Origin of the sequence: Pseudohalocynthiibacter sp. F2068 (genome assembly GCF_023015645.1) — a bacterium.
Taxonomy (GTDB): Bacteria; Pseudomonadota; Alphaproteobacteria; order Rhodobacterales; family Rhodobacteraceae; genus Pseudohalocynthiibacter; species Pseudohalocynthiibacter aestuariivivens.
Map to the genome: position 1 here is coordinate 55,806 of NZ_JALKAK010000008.1, position 17,699 is coordinate 73,504.

Consider the following 17,699-nt stretch of genomic DNA (forward strand, 5'->3'; position numbering starts at 1 on the left):
ATCAACCGAAGCAGGTGAAGTCCTGCGCCTCGGATAGCCTACAATGTTTTATAGTTTTGTAGCGACATAAAATCGGAAAAACAGTGTTTCGCAATCTGAAGGCCCCAAAGATAAGGGGCCATAAAACTCATAAATAGGTAATTTTAGACAAGACTGCCGTGGCAGTGCTTAAACTTCTTACCTGATCCGCAGGGACACGTGTCATTCCGGCCGGGGTCTCCCCAGGTTTCAGGATTGCTTTCATCAAAACCGTTAGCCTCGGCTGTATTATTGGCCGAAGCAGCAGCCTGCGCTTGCACCGCCTGTTGCTGCGCCATGACCTGCTGAAGATAGGCTTGTTGTTGCTGCTCAAGCTCTTCGCGCGAAGGAAGCTGCGCGAGCTTTTGCGTCACTTCTGACCGTAGCGTATCCAGCAAAGATTCAAAAAGCTGAAAGCTCTCACCCTTGTACTCATTCAGCGGATCCCGTTGAGCATAGCTTCGGAAACCAACGACTGAACGCAAGTGTTCCAGAGTCAGCATGTGATCGCGCCACTTGCTGTCGATGGTCTGCAACAGAACCTGCTTTTCAATGGAACGCATGTTTTCAGGGCCGTACTCGGCCGCTTTTGAGGCCATCGCCTCGTCAGCAGATTTTTCAAGCCGTTCACGAATGACGTCATTGTCCGCGCCTTCTTCTGCGGCCCAGTCAGCAACCGGAACATCGAGACCGAGTTGCCCTGTCGTGGCCTCCTGAAGCCCCTCGGTGTTCCATTGGTCAGCATAGGATTTCGGCGGCATATATTCATCAACAAGATCATCAATAACCTGATGACGCATATCTTCGACGATTTCGGACAAGTCCTCGGCTTCCATAATCTCGCGCCGTTGCGCAAAGATAACTTTACGCTGATCATTCATGACATCGTCAAACTTCAGAAGCTGTTTCCGAATGTCAAAGTTGCGGCCTTCCACCTTGGCCTGCGCTTTTTCAAGCGATTTGTTAACCCAGGGATGAACAATCGCTTCACCCTCTTTCATGCCAAGCGTTGAAAGGACCTTATCGAGCCGCTCAGAGCCGAAGATCCGCATCAGGTCATCTTCCAGCGAAAGAAAGAATGACGTGCGTCCAGGGTCTCCCTGACGGCCAGAACGGCCACGCAACTGGTTATCGATACGTCGGCTTTCGTGCCGCTCGGTCGCAAGCACATAAAGCCCGCCAGCTTCCAGCACCTTGGCCTTTTCATCCGCGTGCTCTGCTTCGATCTTTTTGCGCAATTCAGCAGGATCGGCATCTGGGTCAGCGGCTAGCGCTTCCAGCACTTTCAACTCGACATTACCGCCAAGCTGAATGTCAGTACCGCGGCCCGCCATGTTTGTTGCAATCGTCACCGCGCCAAATTTCCCGGCGTCAGCGACAATCTGGGCTTCCTGCTCGTGCTGGCGCGCGTTCAGAACGTTGTGCGTGATGTCTGCGTCGGTCAGCATTTTCGAAAGCAATTCGGACTTCTCGATCGAAGTTGTCCCGACGAGAATAGGTTGCTGTTTTGCGTGTGCTTCCTGAATGGCCGTGAGTACGCCATCAAACTTCTCTTTTGCGGTGCGGTAAACCTGATCATTCTCATCTACCCGAAGAACCGGTTTATTGGTCGGGACTTCGACGACACCCAGACCATATATTTCGTTAAATTCCTCTGCTTCGGTGGTTGCAGTCCCGGTCATGCCGGCCAATTTATCATAGAGGCGGAAGTAGTTCTGGAATGTTACAGACGCCAGCGTCACGTTTTCCGGCTGAATTTTTACGTTTTCTTTTGCCTCAATTGCCTGATGAAGCCCGTCGGACAAACGCCGACCTGCCATCATACGGCCTGTAAATTCATCGATCAGCATCACATCGCCGTTGCGAACGATGTAATCCTTGTCTTTCTGAAACAGCTTGTGTGCTTTCAGGCCTTGATTGACGTGGTGCACAATCGTCGTGCTTTCCGGGTCATAAAGCGACTGGTCTTCGGGTAAGATACCCTCTGCTTGCAGGCGGTTTTCGAGGAAATCATTTCCCTCTTCCGTAAATGTTACGTTGCGGGTTTTTTCATCAAGCGTGTAATGTTCGTCCGTCAAAAACGGGATCAGCTTGTCGATGGTTTGATAAAGATCTGACCGGTCTTGCGCGGGGCCTGAAATAATCAGCGGCGTACGTGCCTCATCAATCAGAATACTGTCAACTTCGTCCACAATCGCAAAATTATGGTCGCGCTGCGCCATCTGGCTAAGTTCGGCCTTCATGTTGTCGCGCAGGTAGTCAAAACCAAGCTCGTTGTTTGTAGCATATGTGACATCGCACCGATATGCCGCCAGCTTTTCGCCTTCTGGCTGCTGCGGGTAAACAACGCCCGTTGTTAAGCCCAGCGCACCATAAACATTTGACATCCATTCTGCGTCACGTTTCGCCAGATAGTCGTTTACCGTAACAATATGAACGCCTTTGCCGGTAAGCGCATTCAGATACGCGGGAAACGTTGCCACAAGGGTTTTGCCCTCGCCGGTTTTCATTTCTGAAATGTTACCCTGATGCAGAAAGATACCGCCCATCAACTGAACATCAAAAGCCCGCAGTCCAAGTGCCCGGCGTGCTGCCTCGCGGCAATTCGCAAACGCCTCCGGCAAAAGGTCATCCAAGCTTTCGCCCTCCAGCGCGCGCTTTGCAAGCGCCTCGGTCTTATCCTTGATGCCTTCGTCGGAAAGTTTTTCGAATTCTGGCTCGAGCGCGTTAATCTTCTCCACCAATGGGCGGGTCGTCTTGATCAGGCGATCATTCGGCGTCCCGAAGACTTTTCTGGCTAGTGTTCCGATGCCCAGCATAATTTCTCCGCTTGGTGCGTTACTGACTTTATCGTGTGAGACGATACCTTGCTCGTTCCCGTTTGCCGTCCTAGAAGGACTATAAGAACGGCCCGGATTTCCCATGACACCTTGGCGATGTAAGGGGCTGGCTACATAGTGTCAACGTCACGCGCCCGCGCGAGTAATTCAAAGGACTGATAGATGTCGAAACGCAATAATTTTTGGATGGGCGCCACAGTCGCCGTTTTCTTGGCTTCGCCTGCTTTCGCGGAAGGTGAAACCGCTGAAACGGTCATCGCAACCATTGGTGAAACCGAGATCACATTAGGTCACATGATCACAACCAAAAACCAGTTGCCCGAACAATATCAGTCTTTGCCTGATGAGGTTCTGTTTGAGGGAATTTTGGACCAGTTAATTCAGCAAACCGTTTTGGCCGATTCGTTAGGTGGCGACATATCCGGCACGACCAAACTGGTAATTGAAAATGAAACCCGTGCGATAATGGCGGGTGAAGCGCTTGAACGGATTATTACAGCGGCTGTTACGGAAGACACGATTCAAGACGCATACGATACAAAATATGCAAACGCTGAGCCGGCAACTGAATATAATGCATCTCATATTCTGGTTGATACCGAAGATGAGGCAAAAGAACTGGCGCAAATGTTAAGTGACGGCTCCGATTTTGCTGAGCTGGCACGTGAAAAATCAACAGGCCCATCTGGGCCCAGCGGCGGCTTGTTGGGTTGGTTCGGAGCAGGGATGATGGTTCCGGAATTTGAAGCGGCAGTCTTGGCTTTGGAGGTCGGGGAAATTTCGGCGCCAGTTCAAACGCAATTCGGTTGGCATATCGTCATTCTTAACGAAACACGCCTTCAGGATGCGCCTGAAATAGAGACCGTTCGCGAAGAACTGGAAGCCGAAATTCAACAAACTGCTGTCGAAAACGTAATCACCAAGCTGACCGAAAGCGCTGATATCACACGCCCGGAAACAGGTTCATTCGACGCATCGTTACTTTCAAATAATGACCTTATCGAAAACTGAGAATCGTCTGATGGGCAAATCCAAGAAGATTAAGAAACTTAAAAAGAAGCTCTTGAAACTTCGCAAAGAGATTAAAGGCAAAAGCGGCCCGCTTATCTCTCCTCTTGCGCCGAAGGGTGGCTTTCCGGACTTGCCTGAAATTAACGGCGCAGAGTTTGCTGCCGTCGAAGCGGGTGTGCGCTATTCAGGCCGTAAGGACATAATGCTCGCCAAACTTGCGCCTGGAACGGCCATAGCGGGGGTTTTCACACGCTCCGCGACGCGCGCGGCGCCGGTATTGGACTGTGAAGCCAAGCTTGGCGGTGATAGCGGTGCGGGCGCTGCAATTATCGTGAACTCGGGAAATGCAAATGCCTTCACTGGCACGAACGGAAAGAAATCAGTCGAGGCTATCACCGGCGCAGTTTCCAGCGTTCTTGGAATACCGCAAACCCGTATTTTCAGCGCCTCAACAGGCGTTATCGGTGAGCCGCTTCCACACGAGCGCATAGTCAACAAGCTGCAGGAGTTGAAAGCAGCCTTATCAGCCGCGTCTATTCAAAGCGCTGCGCAGGCGATCATGACAACTGATACCTTTGCCAAAGGGTCATTCACAGAGGTCGATGCCGAAGGGCCGATTCGCATTGTCGGAATAGCCAAAGGGTCAGGGATGATTGCACCCGATATGGCAACCATGCTGGTTTACATTTTCACTGACGCTCAGATTTCCCAGACACTTCTGCAACAGATGTTATCTGACCTAACCAGGAAGACATTCAACTGCATTACTGTGGACAGCGATACGTCTACGTCAGATACGCTGATCCTTGCCGCAACCCAGAAATCCAGTGCGCCAGAAATTACGGACATTGATAGCGCTGCTGGTTCGGCATTTTACGATGCACTTCACAAGGTTATGCTCGACCTTGCCCATCAGGTTGTCCGCGATGGTGAAGGTGCGACTAAGTTTGTTGAGGTCCGTGTTGCAGGGGCTGAAACGGAAGCAGATGCACATAAAATTGCAATGGCAATTGCCAATTCACCACTCGTAAAAACCGCAATTGCTGGCGAAGACCCAAATTGGGGCCGTGTCGTTATGGCTGTTGGGAAATCCGGGGCAAAGGCCGATCGGGACAAACTATCGATACGTTTTGGCGACATTCTTGTTGCGGAAAACGGCTGGGTTTCACCAGATTACCGTGAAGAAGACGCAGCAGAGCATATGAAGGGTCAGAACTTGTTGATCGCGGTTGATATGGGGCTTGGAAGCGCCGAATCTACGGCATGGACTTGTGATCTGACAAACCGCTACATCGAAATCAACGCAGACTACCGGTCGTGAAAACAGTTCTCGTATCGGCCGTTGCACTGATCGATCCAGACGGGCGCGTACTGCTTGCCCAACGCCCCGAAGGAAAATCCATGGCTGGTCTGTGGGAATTCCCGGGCGGCAAGGTAGAACAAGGTGAAACGCCCGAATCTGCTCTGATACGAGAGTTGGAGGAAGAGTTGGGTATTAACACCTGGGAAAGCTGCCTAGCACCGCTCACGTTTACCAGCCATAGCTATGACCAATTCCATCTTCTTATGCCGTTGTTTGCCTGCCGAAAATGGGAAGGCCAACCCCACCCTAAAGAAGGGCAGAAACTGAAATGGGTCCACGCAAAAGACCTGCGAGAGTATCCAATGCCGCCAGCAGATATCCCTCTTATTCCGATCCTGAGGGATTGGCTCTGACATCGCGGTCGGCGCATTGTTGCCGAATCGTGAACGATCTGTTTAAAAGTCTTATCAACTTGTTACAAAACCGTCATAGTCGGTGAACAAGGCTTTTCGACCTGGGGAGGAAATTAGCCTATGCTTCGAACCATCACTCTCGGTAGCTGTGTCTCTGTACAGGGGACCTTCGTACGCGCGTTGAAGAACGGCAAAATTCTCGTTCGTGTCGACGACAAGATTTACGAAGGATTCCCGGTTCAGTTAATAGCTGCCTGAACAAACTAAACACAAAGAAGGGGAAGGCCAAAAACCTTCCCCTTCTTTATTTATTTGCGAATTAATCCAGATTACGCTCAATCTCTTCGCGTTCGAAAATCTCGATCACATCGCCTTTGCGAATATCCTCGTAATTTTCAAAGGCCATACCGCATTCCTGACCGGACTGAACTTCTTTGACTTCGTCTTTAAAACGTTTCAGCGTTTTCAGTGTGCCTTCGTGAATAACCACGTTGTCACGCAGCAAACGAACGCCTGCTGAACGCCGCGCGACACCTTCGGTGACCAAACAACCAGCCACCCTGCCAACGTTGGAAACCTTAAAGACATCTTTGATTTCAGCATATCCGATGAAGTTCTCACGAACCTCTGCAGACAACAATCCAGAGGCTGCTGCCTTAACATCATCTACAAGATCATAAATGACCGAGTAATACCGAATCTCGACACCTTTTTGGTTTGCAGTGTTTCGAGCAGAAGCGTTAGCACGGACGTTAAAGCCCATAACTGGTGCACCTGACGCTTCGGCAAGACCGATATCGCTTTCCGTAATCGCGCCAACACCCGAATGCAAAACGCGAACGCGGACTTCATCGTTTCCGATTTTCTCCATCGCCTGAACAATCGCTTCGGTAGACCCCTGAACATCGGCTTTCACCAATATCGGCAATTCGGAAACGTTCACGTCGTCCTTCGCTTTTGCCATAAGTTGTTCAAGGGTCGTCGCAGCACCTGCTGCTGCACGTCTTTCTTTTGCGGCGTGTTCACGGTAATCAGCGATCTCGCGCGCTTGCCCTTCAGTTTCAACAACGTTCAGAACGTCACCTGCTTCAGGTGTGCCGTTCAGTCCAAGAACCTCGACCGGAACCGAAGGCCCAGCTTCATCAACACGCTCACCTCTGTCGTCTATCAGTGCGCGCACTTTACCCCACTGCTCGCCAACAACGAAAATGTCACCTTTGCGAAGCGTGCCCGTCTGAATAAGAACTGTCGCAACCGGACCACGGCCAATGTCAAGCTGTGCTTCGATAACAGCACCTTGCGCCTGACGTTTTGGGTTGGCTTTCAGGTCCAGAATTTCAGCCTGAAGCGCGATGCTTTCCAGCAGCGTATCAAGCCCTTCGCCGGTTATTGCGGAAACCTCAACATCCAGAACGTCGCCGGACATTTTTTCGACAATGACTTCGTGCTGAAGAAGATCGGTCCGAACTTTGTCCGGGTCCGCGTCAGGCCGGTCGATTTTGTTGATCGCGACAATCATAGGAACTTTCGCGGCTTTCGCGTGGTTGATTGCCTCGATTGTCTGCGGCATCACAGCGTCGTCTGCAGCAACCACAAGAATCACGATGTCCGTCACTTGTGCGCCGCGTGACCGCATTGACGTAAACGCAGCGTGGCCTGGTGTATCAAGGAAGGTCAGCTTTGCACCGTCGTCAGTTTCGACCTGATACGCACCAATGTGCTGGGTAATACCACCCGCCTCACCTGCCACCACTTTTGATTTGCGAATCGCATCCAAAAGAGAGGTTTTACCGTGGTCGACGTGTCCCATCACCGTGATAACCGGAGGACGGGTAACAAGTTCTTCATCTTTATCTTCAACCGAAGTAATCACGTCTTCAACGTCAGCGTCTGAAACGCGTACGACCTTGTGGCCGAATTCTTCGATGATCAGTTCAGCTGTGTCAGCGTCTATGGGTTGGTTCTGTGTAACCATCATCCCCATGTTCATCAGTGATTTGACCACATCAACAGCGCGCTCCGCCATACGATTCGCAAGTTCCTGAACAACAATGGACTCGGGCAACTGAACGTCACGCACAACTTTTTCGCGCTCTGCGGTGCTCCCCATTGCCTTCTGACGCGCACGTTCCTGTTTGCGTTTCATTGCGGCCATAGAGCGTTGCCGCCCGCCTTCGCCGCCGGAAAGCGCCTGATTGAGTGTCAGTTTTCCTGATCTGCGTCCATCATTCTGAACTTGTTTCTTCGTCGCGCGTTGGTCGCCACGCGGATCGTCGCGAGCACCTTTTCTGGGTGCCGATGAAGGTTTGCCTGCACCACCACCGCGAGGTGCAGCGCTCGTATCCGCAGGTGCAGAACTATCAGCTTTAGCGGGAGCGGCGGCAGCAGCAGCTGCCTCAGCGACAGAAGCCGCTGCGCGCTCTTTAGCTATTTCTGCTTCCTTGGCCTTACGTTCTTCTTCTTCGACCTTGGCTTTCGCACGTTCTTCGCGCTCGCGTTCTTCGCGTTCCTTGGCCTCTATATCAGCTTTGCGACGCTCACGATCATCGGCACGGGACTTCTCCTCGGCCTGACGCATCGCCTCGTCCTCAACTTCGCGTGATTTCGCAGCACGAAGTGCCTTGAGACGACGCTCCATTTCAGCGTCGGTAATGCCACCTGGCCGTTTTGATGGATCACTTCCCGCAGGTTTGGTTCCTGAGGTCGGTTTAGCCGCACCCGGTTTGGGTACGACAACGCGTTTGCGTTTCGTTTCCACTACGACGTTCTTGGTCCGTCCATGGCTGAAGCTTTGCTTCACATTGCCAGGGCGGGCACCGCCACGCAGGCCAAGAGTCTTTTTGCCGTCATTTTCGCTCATGTGGTCTTCGTACCTTTCCGGTGGACCTTTCCACCGCCGTTTTCGCGAACGCCCGTAAGCTTTGCTGCTTCCTCTACAACACGTTGTGTGAGTCCGCCAGTCGCGAGCGCGCCATGTATCACATTTTCCCGCCCGAAAGCCAAACCCAATTCTGAAGCCGTCAAAACGCCAACAAAACGGCCACCTTCCGGGGTCCTTAGTTTTGATTTTCCGCGACCGGACCCGTCCGATGCCTGAATCAGGACTTTAGCATGCTCTTTATTCAGCCAGTCCTTTACCTTTTCATACCCCGCAACCGCCCGGCCCCCTTTGCGAGCGAGTGAGATCAAGTCAACCAACCGACGAACAAGAGCTTTTTCCAAAGTCTCCAGCATATCGTCAGGCACGGTCACAGCTTGCTTTGCACTCCGCGCAAACAGCCCTTTGTTGCAGGCTTTCTTCAATGCCTTGCGGTCAGCGGTTACCCAGATACCCCGTCCGGGCAGCTTTTCCAGCAAATCCGGAACGATCTGGTTGTCCGGACCAACAACGAATCGGATCATTCCCTGCTTGGGCTGCACTTCGCCAGTAGCGATGCAGCGCCGTTCAGGACCTTCCCGGTCTTTTTGTTGGCCACCGCGACCCATGTTCACTCCCAAGGCCCGCGATCAGGCCTCGAGCCCTTCTTCTTCAGCGACGGCGTCTTCACCTTCTTCTTCGTCAGCGAGCAGATCATCGGGATCCACCCACCCAAGCTGAATACGCGCCGTCATGATCAGATGTTGCGCTTCCTCAAGCGACATTTCGAATTGCTCCAACACGCCTTCGTCTTTAACGCGCTGGCCATCAACGGTTGTCCAGCCGCCCGCCAGTTCCCAGTCAGCGCAGGTTGCGAAATCTTCCAGAGTTTTAACGTCATCTTTCGCCAGGGCTTCAATCATTTGGGGTGTCAGACCTTCAAATTCAACAAGGCTGTCTTCAACTCCCAACGCGCGGGCATTTTCCATTGCCTGTTTGTTGATTGCTTCCAGGTTGTCGCGAGCACGCGCCTGCAACTCACCTGCTGTTGCCTCGTCAACTCCGTCTATGACCAGAAGTTCGCTCACATCAACGTAGGCAACTTCTTCAAGGTTCGTGAACCCTTCAGAAACCAAAAGCTGCGCAAAGAATTCGTCAACATCCAAAGCTTCCATAAAGAGCTTTGTCCGCTCGGCAAATTCTGCCTGGCGACGTGCACTTTCTTCGGTTTCGGTCATGATATCGATATCAAGGCCGGTCAATTGGCTGGCCAAACGTACGTTCTGCCCACGACGACCGATAGCCAGCGAAAGCTGTTCATCCGGAACGACAACCTCGATGCGTTCTGCTTCTTCGTCCAGAACAACCTTAGTCACTTCGGCCGGCTGTAGCGCGTTCACGAGGAACGTTGGCTGGTCTTCGTTCCATGGGATGATATCGATCTTTTCGCCCTGAAGTTCATTCACAACTGCTTGCACACGGCTGCCGCGCATACCAACGCAGGCGCCAACCGGGTCGATCGAGTTATCATAAGAGATCACAGCAATCTTCGCGCGTGAGCCTGGGTCACGAGCAACTGCTTTGATCTCGATAATACCATCGTAAATCTCCGGGACTTCCATCTTGAACAGTTCTGCCATGAATTGCGGATCTGTCCGGCTCAGGAAAATCTGTGGTCCGCGGGCTTCGCGGCGAACGTCTTTAATGTAGCAGCGAATCCGATCATTCGGGCGATAGCTTTCGCGACCGATTTTTTCGTTACGGCGCAAAATTGCCTCGCCACGACCGACATCGACGATAACATTGCCGTATTCTTCGCGTTTAACCTGGCCGTTGATGATGGTGCCAGCGCGGTCCTGAAATTCTTCAAACTGACGATCCCGCTCTGCTTCGCGTACTTTCTGCAAAATAACCTGCTTTGCAGACTGCGCAGCGATCCGGCCCATCTCAACTGGTGGAACTTCATCGATGAGTTCAGAGCCGACTTCAGGGTTTTCCATATAGTCTTTGGCTTGGTCAACTGTCAGTTCAGCCTGATGGTTCTCGACATCTTCGACGACAGTGCGCACACGGGTAAAGGTGGCTTTCCCGGTTTTGCGGTCAATCGCGACGCGAATGTCCATTTCCGAGCCGTAACGCGACTTTGCAGCGCGCGCGAGGCTTTCTTCCATCGCCTGAATCACAAGATCAGGGTCGATCATCTTTTCGCGGGCTACCGCTTCGGCAGTTTGCAGAAGCTCCAGTTGGTTTGCACTGGTAATCGCCATTGTCAGTCCTCCTCAGAACCGGCTTCGGTTTCTATTTCATCAAATTGGTCTTCGTCCACAATACCTGCGGCTTTACGCGCCTTCAGCATTTCGGAAATCAGATCTTCAGTCAGAACAAGTTTAGCGTCGCTAAGCCATTCAAATTTAAGGCCGATTGTGCCTTCGTCTATCGTGATAAGTACTTCGTCGTCTTCGGTTCCAGCAAGCAGGCCACGAAATCGGCGGCGACCATCGATCAGCTCTTCCGTTTCAAGCTTGGCTTCATAGCCTTCCCAGAGGTCGAAATCTTTAAGCCGGGTCAGCGGCCGGTCGATACCAGGCGACGACACTTCGAGGGTATATGCTTCGACAACAGGATCTTCGACATCCAGAACGGCAGAAACTTCGGTTGAAACTTGCGCGCAGTCGTTCACTTCCATGCTGCCATCAGGACGTTGCGCCATGATCTGTACGGTTGTGGATTTACCGCTCATCAGGCGCACGCGCACCAGCTCAAACCCCAACCCCTCGATCACGGGTTGGATGATTTCGGCCAGTCGGCGATCAATCGCTGCTCTTGCAACTAAGTCGTTCATAATTTCCAGTTCGTACGGTTTGTACAAAGCCATTGAGGCATAAAAAAACGGGCGCGCGGCCCGTTGATATTTCCCGGTGGAGGATTGGGAGTGGAAGCCAAACCGCCGCTGTTGAAAAGGGATATACGCGGGTTTGGTCGAGTCTGCAAGGGCTGGTTGTTTGTCAACGCAAACTGGTTCGGCCAGAGCGATGCTTCCGCTACAAACGTGCAGGTCGTCTAATCATCGCTTTTCCAACCCGCATCCCGATGTGTTCCGTCGCAATAGGGTTTGTTGCCAGACATCCCACACCGGCAAAGCACGTATTTGCGCCCTGACGCCCCCTCGGCCAGTGAAGATTCTGCCAGTTCAACACCGTTCACCCAATACGGGCCGTTTCTTTCAATGGTTATCTCTGTTCTGTCTGCGTACATGTGCTTTGGCCCATCAAGCGCAAGCGCACCTGACGGACAGGCCGCAACCACCGCCTCTACCTCGGGCCGCGTGCCGTTGTCGGGTTGTACCCATGGTTGCTGCGCAGGGTTGAAGATATGGCTGGCCAACCTCCCGCATTCAGCCGCGTGCGAGCAGAGTAACGGATTGTAAGTAACAGTGACGTCGGACCCTTCATAGGAAATCAGCCAATCACGCCCCGCGGGGGTACCACCGCGTGACTGAAAGCCTGCATCTTTGTGAGACCCGTCGCAATACGGTTTGTTTTTGCTTTCACCGCATCTGCAGAGCGCCATGACAGGCTTAACATCCATAGCCGCACCTTGCGCTCCGGTCATGGAACGTATGCCTGTTACAACAAGCGGCCCATCTTCACGTTCTTCGATAATCGGGTGATCTGAGTCTGACATGGCTGGCCCCCTTTGGCTGGCGTTATGTCAGTTTGGTGGCAAATGACACCACCGGTCAATCTCTCCAAAGAAAAACGCCCTGCATAAGGCAGGGCGTTTTCTATTCATTTTTGTGGGGCTTATGCCACCCACCACCGTTCGGCCATCCGGGCGTTATCCATTTGCCAAAGGTTACCAACAACGTCAGGTGAAGCGACAGTATTCGAAACCGCCTGCACATAGTTTGCAAACATCGGCACCAGAACACCGCCTTCGACGCGCAGGATTTCCTGCATTTCACGGTACTGCTCACGACGCTTCGTTGTGTCGAGCTCAGCACGCGCGCTTAGCAGAAGTTCCTGGAACCGTGGATGCTCCCACTGAGAGTCGTTCCATGGCACACCAGCTTCATAAGCTGTCGAGAACATCCAGTCTTCGGTCGCACGACCAGACCAATAGGACGCACAGAATGGTTTTTTCAGCCAAACATTTGACCAGTAACCATCTGCAGGCTCCTGAACCACGTTGATGTTAATGCCACCCGCAGCAGCAGATGCCTGATAGAGTTGTGCCGCATCAACTGCACCTTCAAAGGCGGCGTTAGAAGCAGACAGATCGATATCAAGTGAATCCAGACCAGCGGCATTAAGGTGGAATTTTGCTTTGTCCGGATCGTAGGCCAGTTGCTCCATATCGCCAGCGTAATATGGATTTGCTGGGCCGATTGGCGTATCGTTACCAACCTGACCGTGACCAAGTAGAATTTTGTCGACCAATTCCTGACGGTTGATGCCGTATTTCAACGCCTGACGCACGTGCACATTGTCAAATGGCGCTATCTTTGTCAGCATTGGGAAGGTGTAGTGCTGGTTACCCGTCACTTCCTGAATACGCACTGCTGGATTCGCTTTCAACAGCGCTTCAACCTTGAAATCAATCCGGTTGACAGCGTCGACCTGACCGGTCATCAGCGCATTCATACGCGCGGTGTTGTCGTTAACGGCGATATACTCGATTTCATCAAAATAGCCTGCGGTGTCACCTTTGTAGTGGCTTTCAACACGTTTGCCGACAAACCGAACGCCCGGATCAAAGCTAACAACAGAATAAAGACCCGTACCAATACCATTGGCGATTGCCTCTTCGATCTGACCTGCCGGGAACATCAGAATGTGATAGTCAGACAGCAGGAACGGGAAATCCGCGTTCCCGGCAGCCAGCGTAAACTGAACCTGGTGCTCGCCCAGTTTCTTCATATCCGTGATTGCCGAAACAATTGGTTTAGCAGCTGATTTTGCGCCTTCTGCGGTGTGCATCTGAAGCGATTCGATCACATCATCTGCTCCAAACGACTTTCCGTTGTGGAAGGTCACGCCCTGACGAAGGTTGAAGGTCCAGGTTTTTGCATCTGCAGATGCTTCCCAGCTTTCAGCAAGTTCGCCTACAAGTGTACCGTCTGCGGCAGTTTCTGTAAGGCAGTCGAAAACACACCCTGACGCACTTGCGATCATGAACAGGTCAGAGTGCGTACGTCCATCCCAGCTATCGGATGTGTTCGCACCTGAAAGGGCTGCGCGCAATCTGCCGCCACGTTTTGGTGCCGCTTTCGCCGGCAGGCCGGTCGCGGCAAGTACAGAAGCTGCTGCACCGGTTTTTAGTAGTCCACGTCTGCTTATCTGAGACATGTTTTTCTCCCATGTAGTTTTGGTTAGTGCGGATTTTTCCGCGTTTAGTTCACGTTTTGACACGCGATTCGGTTTACATCTTACCAACTGCTGCGTCGCCAATGTTATCAACACCGCGTGCATCAAGAAGATTCGTAAGCCAATCTGGGTCCATTTCCGGCACAGAACTTAGCAAAAGATCTGTGTAGGCATGGTGTGGCGGGGTAAACATTTCCTTCTTAGGACCTGCTTCAACCACCCGGCCATCTTTCATCACCACAACCTCATCAGCGATGGAACGAACCGTCGCAAGATCGTGCGTAATAAACATATAGGAAAGCCCCAGTTCATCCTGAAGCTTGGCTAACAACTTCAAGATTCCCTCGGCAACCAGTTGATCAAGCGCACTTGTCACCTCGTCACAAATGATAAATTTGGGTTCCGCTGCCAATGCTCGCGCAATACCGACCCGCTGTTTTTGCCCACCGGACAGCTCTGATGGTAAGCGGTGGAAATACTGGCTCGGTTCAAGTTCGATTTCGTTCAGAAGCTCGTCGACACGCTTTCGTTTCGCGCTGCCTGTGAGGCCCATGTAAAACTGAACGGGCCGCCCGATAATTTCACCAATTGTCTTACGCGGATTAAGCGCTGTATCGGCCATTTGGTAAATCATCTGCGCCTGACGCAACTGCATCTTTGTGCGACTGCGATAGTCGGCTGGGATTGGTTCACCATCAAACTCGATCACGCCAGATGTTGGTGGCAACAAACCCGTTATACAGCGTGCGGCCGTGGATTTACCGGAACCCGATTCGCCAACCACGGCGACCGTGCGGCCTGCGTGAATATCAAAACTAACATCGAACAGCACAGGTACCTTCCCGTAGGCGGCACTTACATTTTTGACCGAGACAACAGGCACGGCGTCGGCTGGAACTGCTGGCTTGGTAGGCCGTTGAAAGCTGCGCACCGCCCAAAGCGATTTAGTATACTCTTCCTGTGGATCAGAAAGCATCGTTCTGGTGTCGGCCTCTTCAACCTCATCACCCTTAAGCAACACTTTGATCTTGTCTGCCATCTGAGCCACAACCGCGAGGTCATGGGTAATGTAGATAGCAGCCGTGTTGAACTGCTCTACAATATCACGAATGGAAGCAAGAACCTCGATCTGAGTCGTTACATCAAGTGCAGTCGTGGGTTCATCAAAGATAATCAGGTCTGGTCGGCAGGCCATTGCCATAGCCGTCATCGCGCGCTGCAATTGCCCACCAGATACCTGGTGCGGATAGCGAAATCCGATTTCTTCCGGGTTTGGCAGTCGAAGACGTCGATACAGTTCCATCGCGTCTTCCTGGCTTTCTTCGCGGGGCATAACACCGTGCTGCACCGGGCCTTCTGTGTGCTGGTCAATCAAGCGGTGAGCCGGATTAAAGCTGGCTGCCGCAGACTGAGCAACATAAGCGATGCGCTTTCCCAGAAGTCCGCGTTTGACTGCCGCAGACGCGTTCACAAGATCAATACCGTCGAATTCAACAGTACCGCCTGAAATCCGGCAGCCATCACGTGTGAAACCCATTGCCGCAAGGCCGACAGTTGACTTGCCAGCTCCGGATTCACCGATCATGCCCAGAACTTCGCCTTTGTTCAGGTCGAAACTGCAGCCATTGATGATTGGATTCCAGGTTTCATCACTTCGACCTTCGATCATCAGGTCGCGTACTTTCAGTAAAAGTTCACTCATTCTTTTAACCCCGACGATTTCTGCAGCATCCAGTCAACGATGAAGTTCACGGCCACGGTCAGCAGGGCAATCGCGCCTGCTGCGAGAATAGGCAGTGCTGCTGTCAGCGGACTGAACTGTGCAAAGTTGATAAACTGCGCCAGATCGCGCACCATAGTGCCCCAGTCCGCAAGTGGTGGCTGAATACCGACACCAAGAAAACTGAGTGATGCGATTGTAAGGAAAACAAAGCAGAACCGAAGCCCGAATTCCGCCAAAAGCGGTGCCGTGGCATTGGGCAGGATTTCCCGAAAAATAAGGTAGGTCAGGCCTTCGCCACGTAATTTCGCAGCCTCAATGTAATCCATCACTACGATGTTCACACCAACCGCTCGGGCAAGCCGGTAAACACGCGTCGAGTCAATAATTGCGATGATAAGGATCATGAAAATCGTTAGCGGAATGCCAAGCTTGACCGACCAGGCGCTCGCAATCGTCATAAGAAGAAGTGCGAAAATAAGGGCGGGAATAGCCATGAGAACATCGACAGCGCGAGAAAGAACCTGATCAAGCCATCCGCCAATTGTCGCCGCAAGAAAACCAAGGCTTCCGCCGATAAAGAACGCCAGACAGGTTGTCGCAAAGGCGATGCCCACCGTGTTCCTTGCGCCATATATCAGGCGGCTCATCAGGTCGCGCCCGATCTGGTCTGTGCCCAACAAATGCGCTGGGTCACCTCCCGTTGCAGGATCGCCGCCGGGCAGTGTGTTTGCTGCTGCGAAAACTTGCTCTTCACCATATGGCGCGAACACTGGCGCGAAAATCGCCAGTATTGCGTATGCGAGAACAATCATAACACCGAACGCTGCCGTTAGCGGCATGGAGCGAAACAGTTTCCGCGAGCCCGCCGTACCGACAAGCCGACCAAGCAGACGGAACAAAAAGGCTGAAACGGTGAAGATAATCAGCCCTTGCATCGCCCAGCGGAAAAACAGGACCTGATCAACAAAATAGATCTTGAACGCCAAAAGTATTGCGACCGCTGCCACAACATAACCGAAGGCCACGCCAAAGGGCATATCGCGGAAAAAGGGCTTGTTGGATGTTGCGGATCGTCCGGCAAAACGGAAAACCCAAGCGACGCCTGCCATTACTGGAAAGGCAATTAGAATCGAAAGCCATGTGCTCATTTCGGGTGCCTCAGTCTTGGGTTGGACAAGATCGACAGAACATCCGCCGAAAGATTTAGCAGGATATATGCTGCTGCAAAAATCAGACAGCAGGCCTGCACCACCGGGATATCCCGAATCTTAACACTGTCCACGAACAGCTGTCCGATGCCCGGATAAACAAACACCACTTCTACCACCACAACCCCGGTAATAAGATACGCAAGGTTCAATGCAATAACAGTAATGATCGGTGCCAAAGCATTCGGAAGCGCGTGGGTTACAATGACCCGCATGGGGCTGATGCCCTTTAGGCGCGCCATTTCAATGTATGGGCTGGCCAATAGGTTAATGATTGCAGCCCGCGTCATACGCATCATCTGCGCGGTGACGGCCAGCGTCAGGGTCAGGGCGGGTAGGAGTGATTTCACCAGCCGCTCGCTGAAGTCCATTCCATCGTAAATGTTAGAGAGTGACGGAAGAAGCGGATTAAGCACTGACAGAAACAAGATCAGAACATAGGCAAGAAAGAAGTCTGGGCTGGAAATTGACGAGAGTGTCAAAATATTTGTTGCCCGATCAAAAATCGAATTTCTGTAAAGGGCAGCAAGAACACCAAGAAAGATCGAAACCGGAACAGCGATCGCTGCTGTTACACCCGCCAAAAACAACGTGTTTTTAAACCGTGGTGCAATTTGTTCTGCAACCGTTGTGCCCGAAGCCGCATCAGAGCCGGTGAAACTTGCGAAATTTGCCTGCGCGAAACTTGATCCCAGATCGCCTTGGATTGCGCCACCGAGCCAATCAAAATATCTCGTGATAGGAGGTTTATCGAGACCAAGCCCTTCTCTGATCGAGGCGACTGCCTCTGGCGTCGCGCCCTGCCCCAGAATTGCTTCGGCAAAGTCGCCGGGCAAAAGATTAACCGCTATAAAGATAACAATCGATACGATAAAAAGGGTGAGAAGTCCTAGCGCAAGGCGCTGTAAAATAATCCGTGTGACTGAACCCAAGTTTCACATCCCCGCTTTTTTCTCTTTA

The 17,699-nt window shown here is 52.2% G+C and carries 13 protein-coding genes; 3 read left to right on the forward strand and 10 right to left on the reverse strand.

Annotated elements, in window-relative coordinates; genetic code table 11:
- Positions 1-143: 143 nt before the first annotated feature.
- A complete protein-coding gene (secA, locus tag MWU63_RS10815) occupies positions 144-2,837 on the reverse strand; it encodes a preprotein translocase subunit SecA (protein ID WP_213889577.1) in 2,694 nt (897 codons plus the stop codon).
- Positions 2,838-3,020: 183 nt separating this feature from the next.
- On the opposite strand from secA, the gene MWU63_RS10820 reads away from it, so the two are divergent.
- Genes MWU63_RS10820 through mutT form a run of 3 tightly spaced genes read left to right on the forward strand, consistent with a single transcriptional unit; the run spans position 3,021 to position 5,585 of the window.
- Positions 3,021-3,869, forward strand: a complete 849-nt coding sequence (locus MWU63_RS10820; protein ID WP_213889578.1) for a peptidylprolyl isomerase — start codon at positions 3,021-3,023, stop codon at positions 3,867-3,869.
- A 10-nt stretch (positions 3,870-3,879) separates the two neighbouring features.
- Positions 3,880-5,190, forward strand: coding sequence for a bifunctional glutamate N-acetyltransferase/amino-acid acetyltransferase ArgJ (argJ, locus tag MWU63_RS10825; RefSeq protein WP_213889579.1), 1,311 nt, complete (start codon positions 3,880-3,882; stop codon positions 5,188-5,190).
- Positions 5,187-5,585, forward strand: a complete 399-nt coding sequence (gene mutT / locus MWU63_RS10830; protein ID WP_213889580.1) for an 8-oxo-dGTP diphosphatase MutT — start codon at positions 5,187-5,189, stop codon at positions 5,583-5,585. The genes argJ and mutT overlap by 4 nt, the downstream gene beginning before the upstream one ends.
- A gap of 319 nt (positions 5,586-5,904) precedes the next feature.
- Here the strand turns inward: mutT and infB are convergent, their stop codons facing one another.
- From infB to MWU63_RS10875, 9 genes are all read right to left on the reverse strand, one after another.
- A complete protein-coding gene (infB, locus tag MWU63_RS10835; protein ID WP_213889581.1) occupies positions 5,905-8,445 on the reverse strand; it encodes a translation initiation factor IF-2 in 2,541 nt (846 codons plus the stop codon).
- The gene (locus tag MWU63_RS10840) at positions 8,442-9,071 is read right to left on the reverse strand and encodes an RNA-binding protein (RefSeq protein ID WP_213889582.1); all 630 of its coding nucleotides are present in this window, start codon (positions 9,069-9,071) and stop codon (positions 8,442-8,444) included. Before MWU63_RS10840 ends, infB begins: the two co-directional genes overlap by 4 nt.
- 21 nt (positions 9,072-9,092) lie before the next feature.
- Positions 9,093-10,709: a transcription termination factor NusA gene (gene nusA, locus MWU63_RS10845; RefSeq protein ID WP_213889585.1), complete on the reverse strand. Its 1,617-nt coding sequence runs from the start codon at positions 10,707-10,709 to the stop codon at positions 9,093-9,095.
- A gap of 2 nt (positions 10,710-10,711) precedes the next feature.
- Positions 10,712-11,284: a ribosome maturation factor RimP gene (rimP, locus tag MWU63_RS10850; protein WP_213889588.1), complete on the reverse strand. Its 573-nt coding sequence runs from the start codon at positions 11,282-11,284 to the stop codon at positions 10,712-10,714.
- Between the two features lie 218 nt (positions 11,285-11,502).
- Positions 11,503-12,126 carry a CDGSH iron-sulfur domain-containing protein gene (locus tag MWU63_RS10855; protein WP_213889592.1) on the reverse strand — a complete coding sequence of 208 codons (624 nt, stop codon included), beginning with the start codon at positions 12,124-12,126 and terminating at the stop codon, positions 11,503-11,505.
- A 119-nt stretch (positions 12,127-12,245) separates the two neighbouring features.
- Positions 12,246-13,790, reverse strand: a complete 1,545-nt coding sequence (locus tag MWU63_RS10860) for an ABC transporter substrate-binding protein (RefSeq protein ID WP_213889593.1) — start codon at positions 13,788-13,790, stop codon at positions 12,246-12,248.
- 73 nt (positions 13,791-13,863) lie between these two features.
- On the reverse strand, positions 13,864-15,510 hold the full coding sequence (locus MWU63_RS10865) for an ABC transporter ATP-binding protein (RefSeq protein WP_213889594.1): 1,647 nt from the start codon (positions 15,508-15,510) through the stop codon (positions 13,864-13,866).
- Positions 15,507-16,679, reverse strand: coding sequence for an ABC transporter permease (locus tag MWU63_RS10870; protein ID WP_247077860.1), 1,173 nt, complete (start codon positions 16,677-16,679; stop codon positions 15,507-15,509). The genes MWU63_RS10865 and MWU63_RS10870 overlap by 4 nt, the downstream gene beginning before the upstream one ends.
- Positions 16,676-17,671, reverse strand: coding sequence for an ABC transporter permease (locus MWU63_RS10875; protein WP_213889597.1), 996 nt, complete (start codon positions 17,669-17,671; stop codon positions 16,676-16,678). Before MWU63_RS10875 ends, MWU63_RS10870 begins: the two co-directional genes overlap by 4 nt.
- Positions 17,672-17,699: the final 28 nt, after the last annotated feature.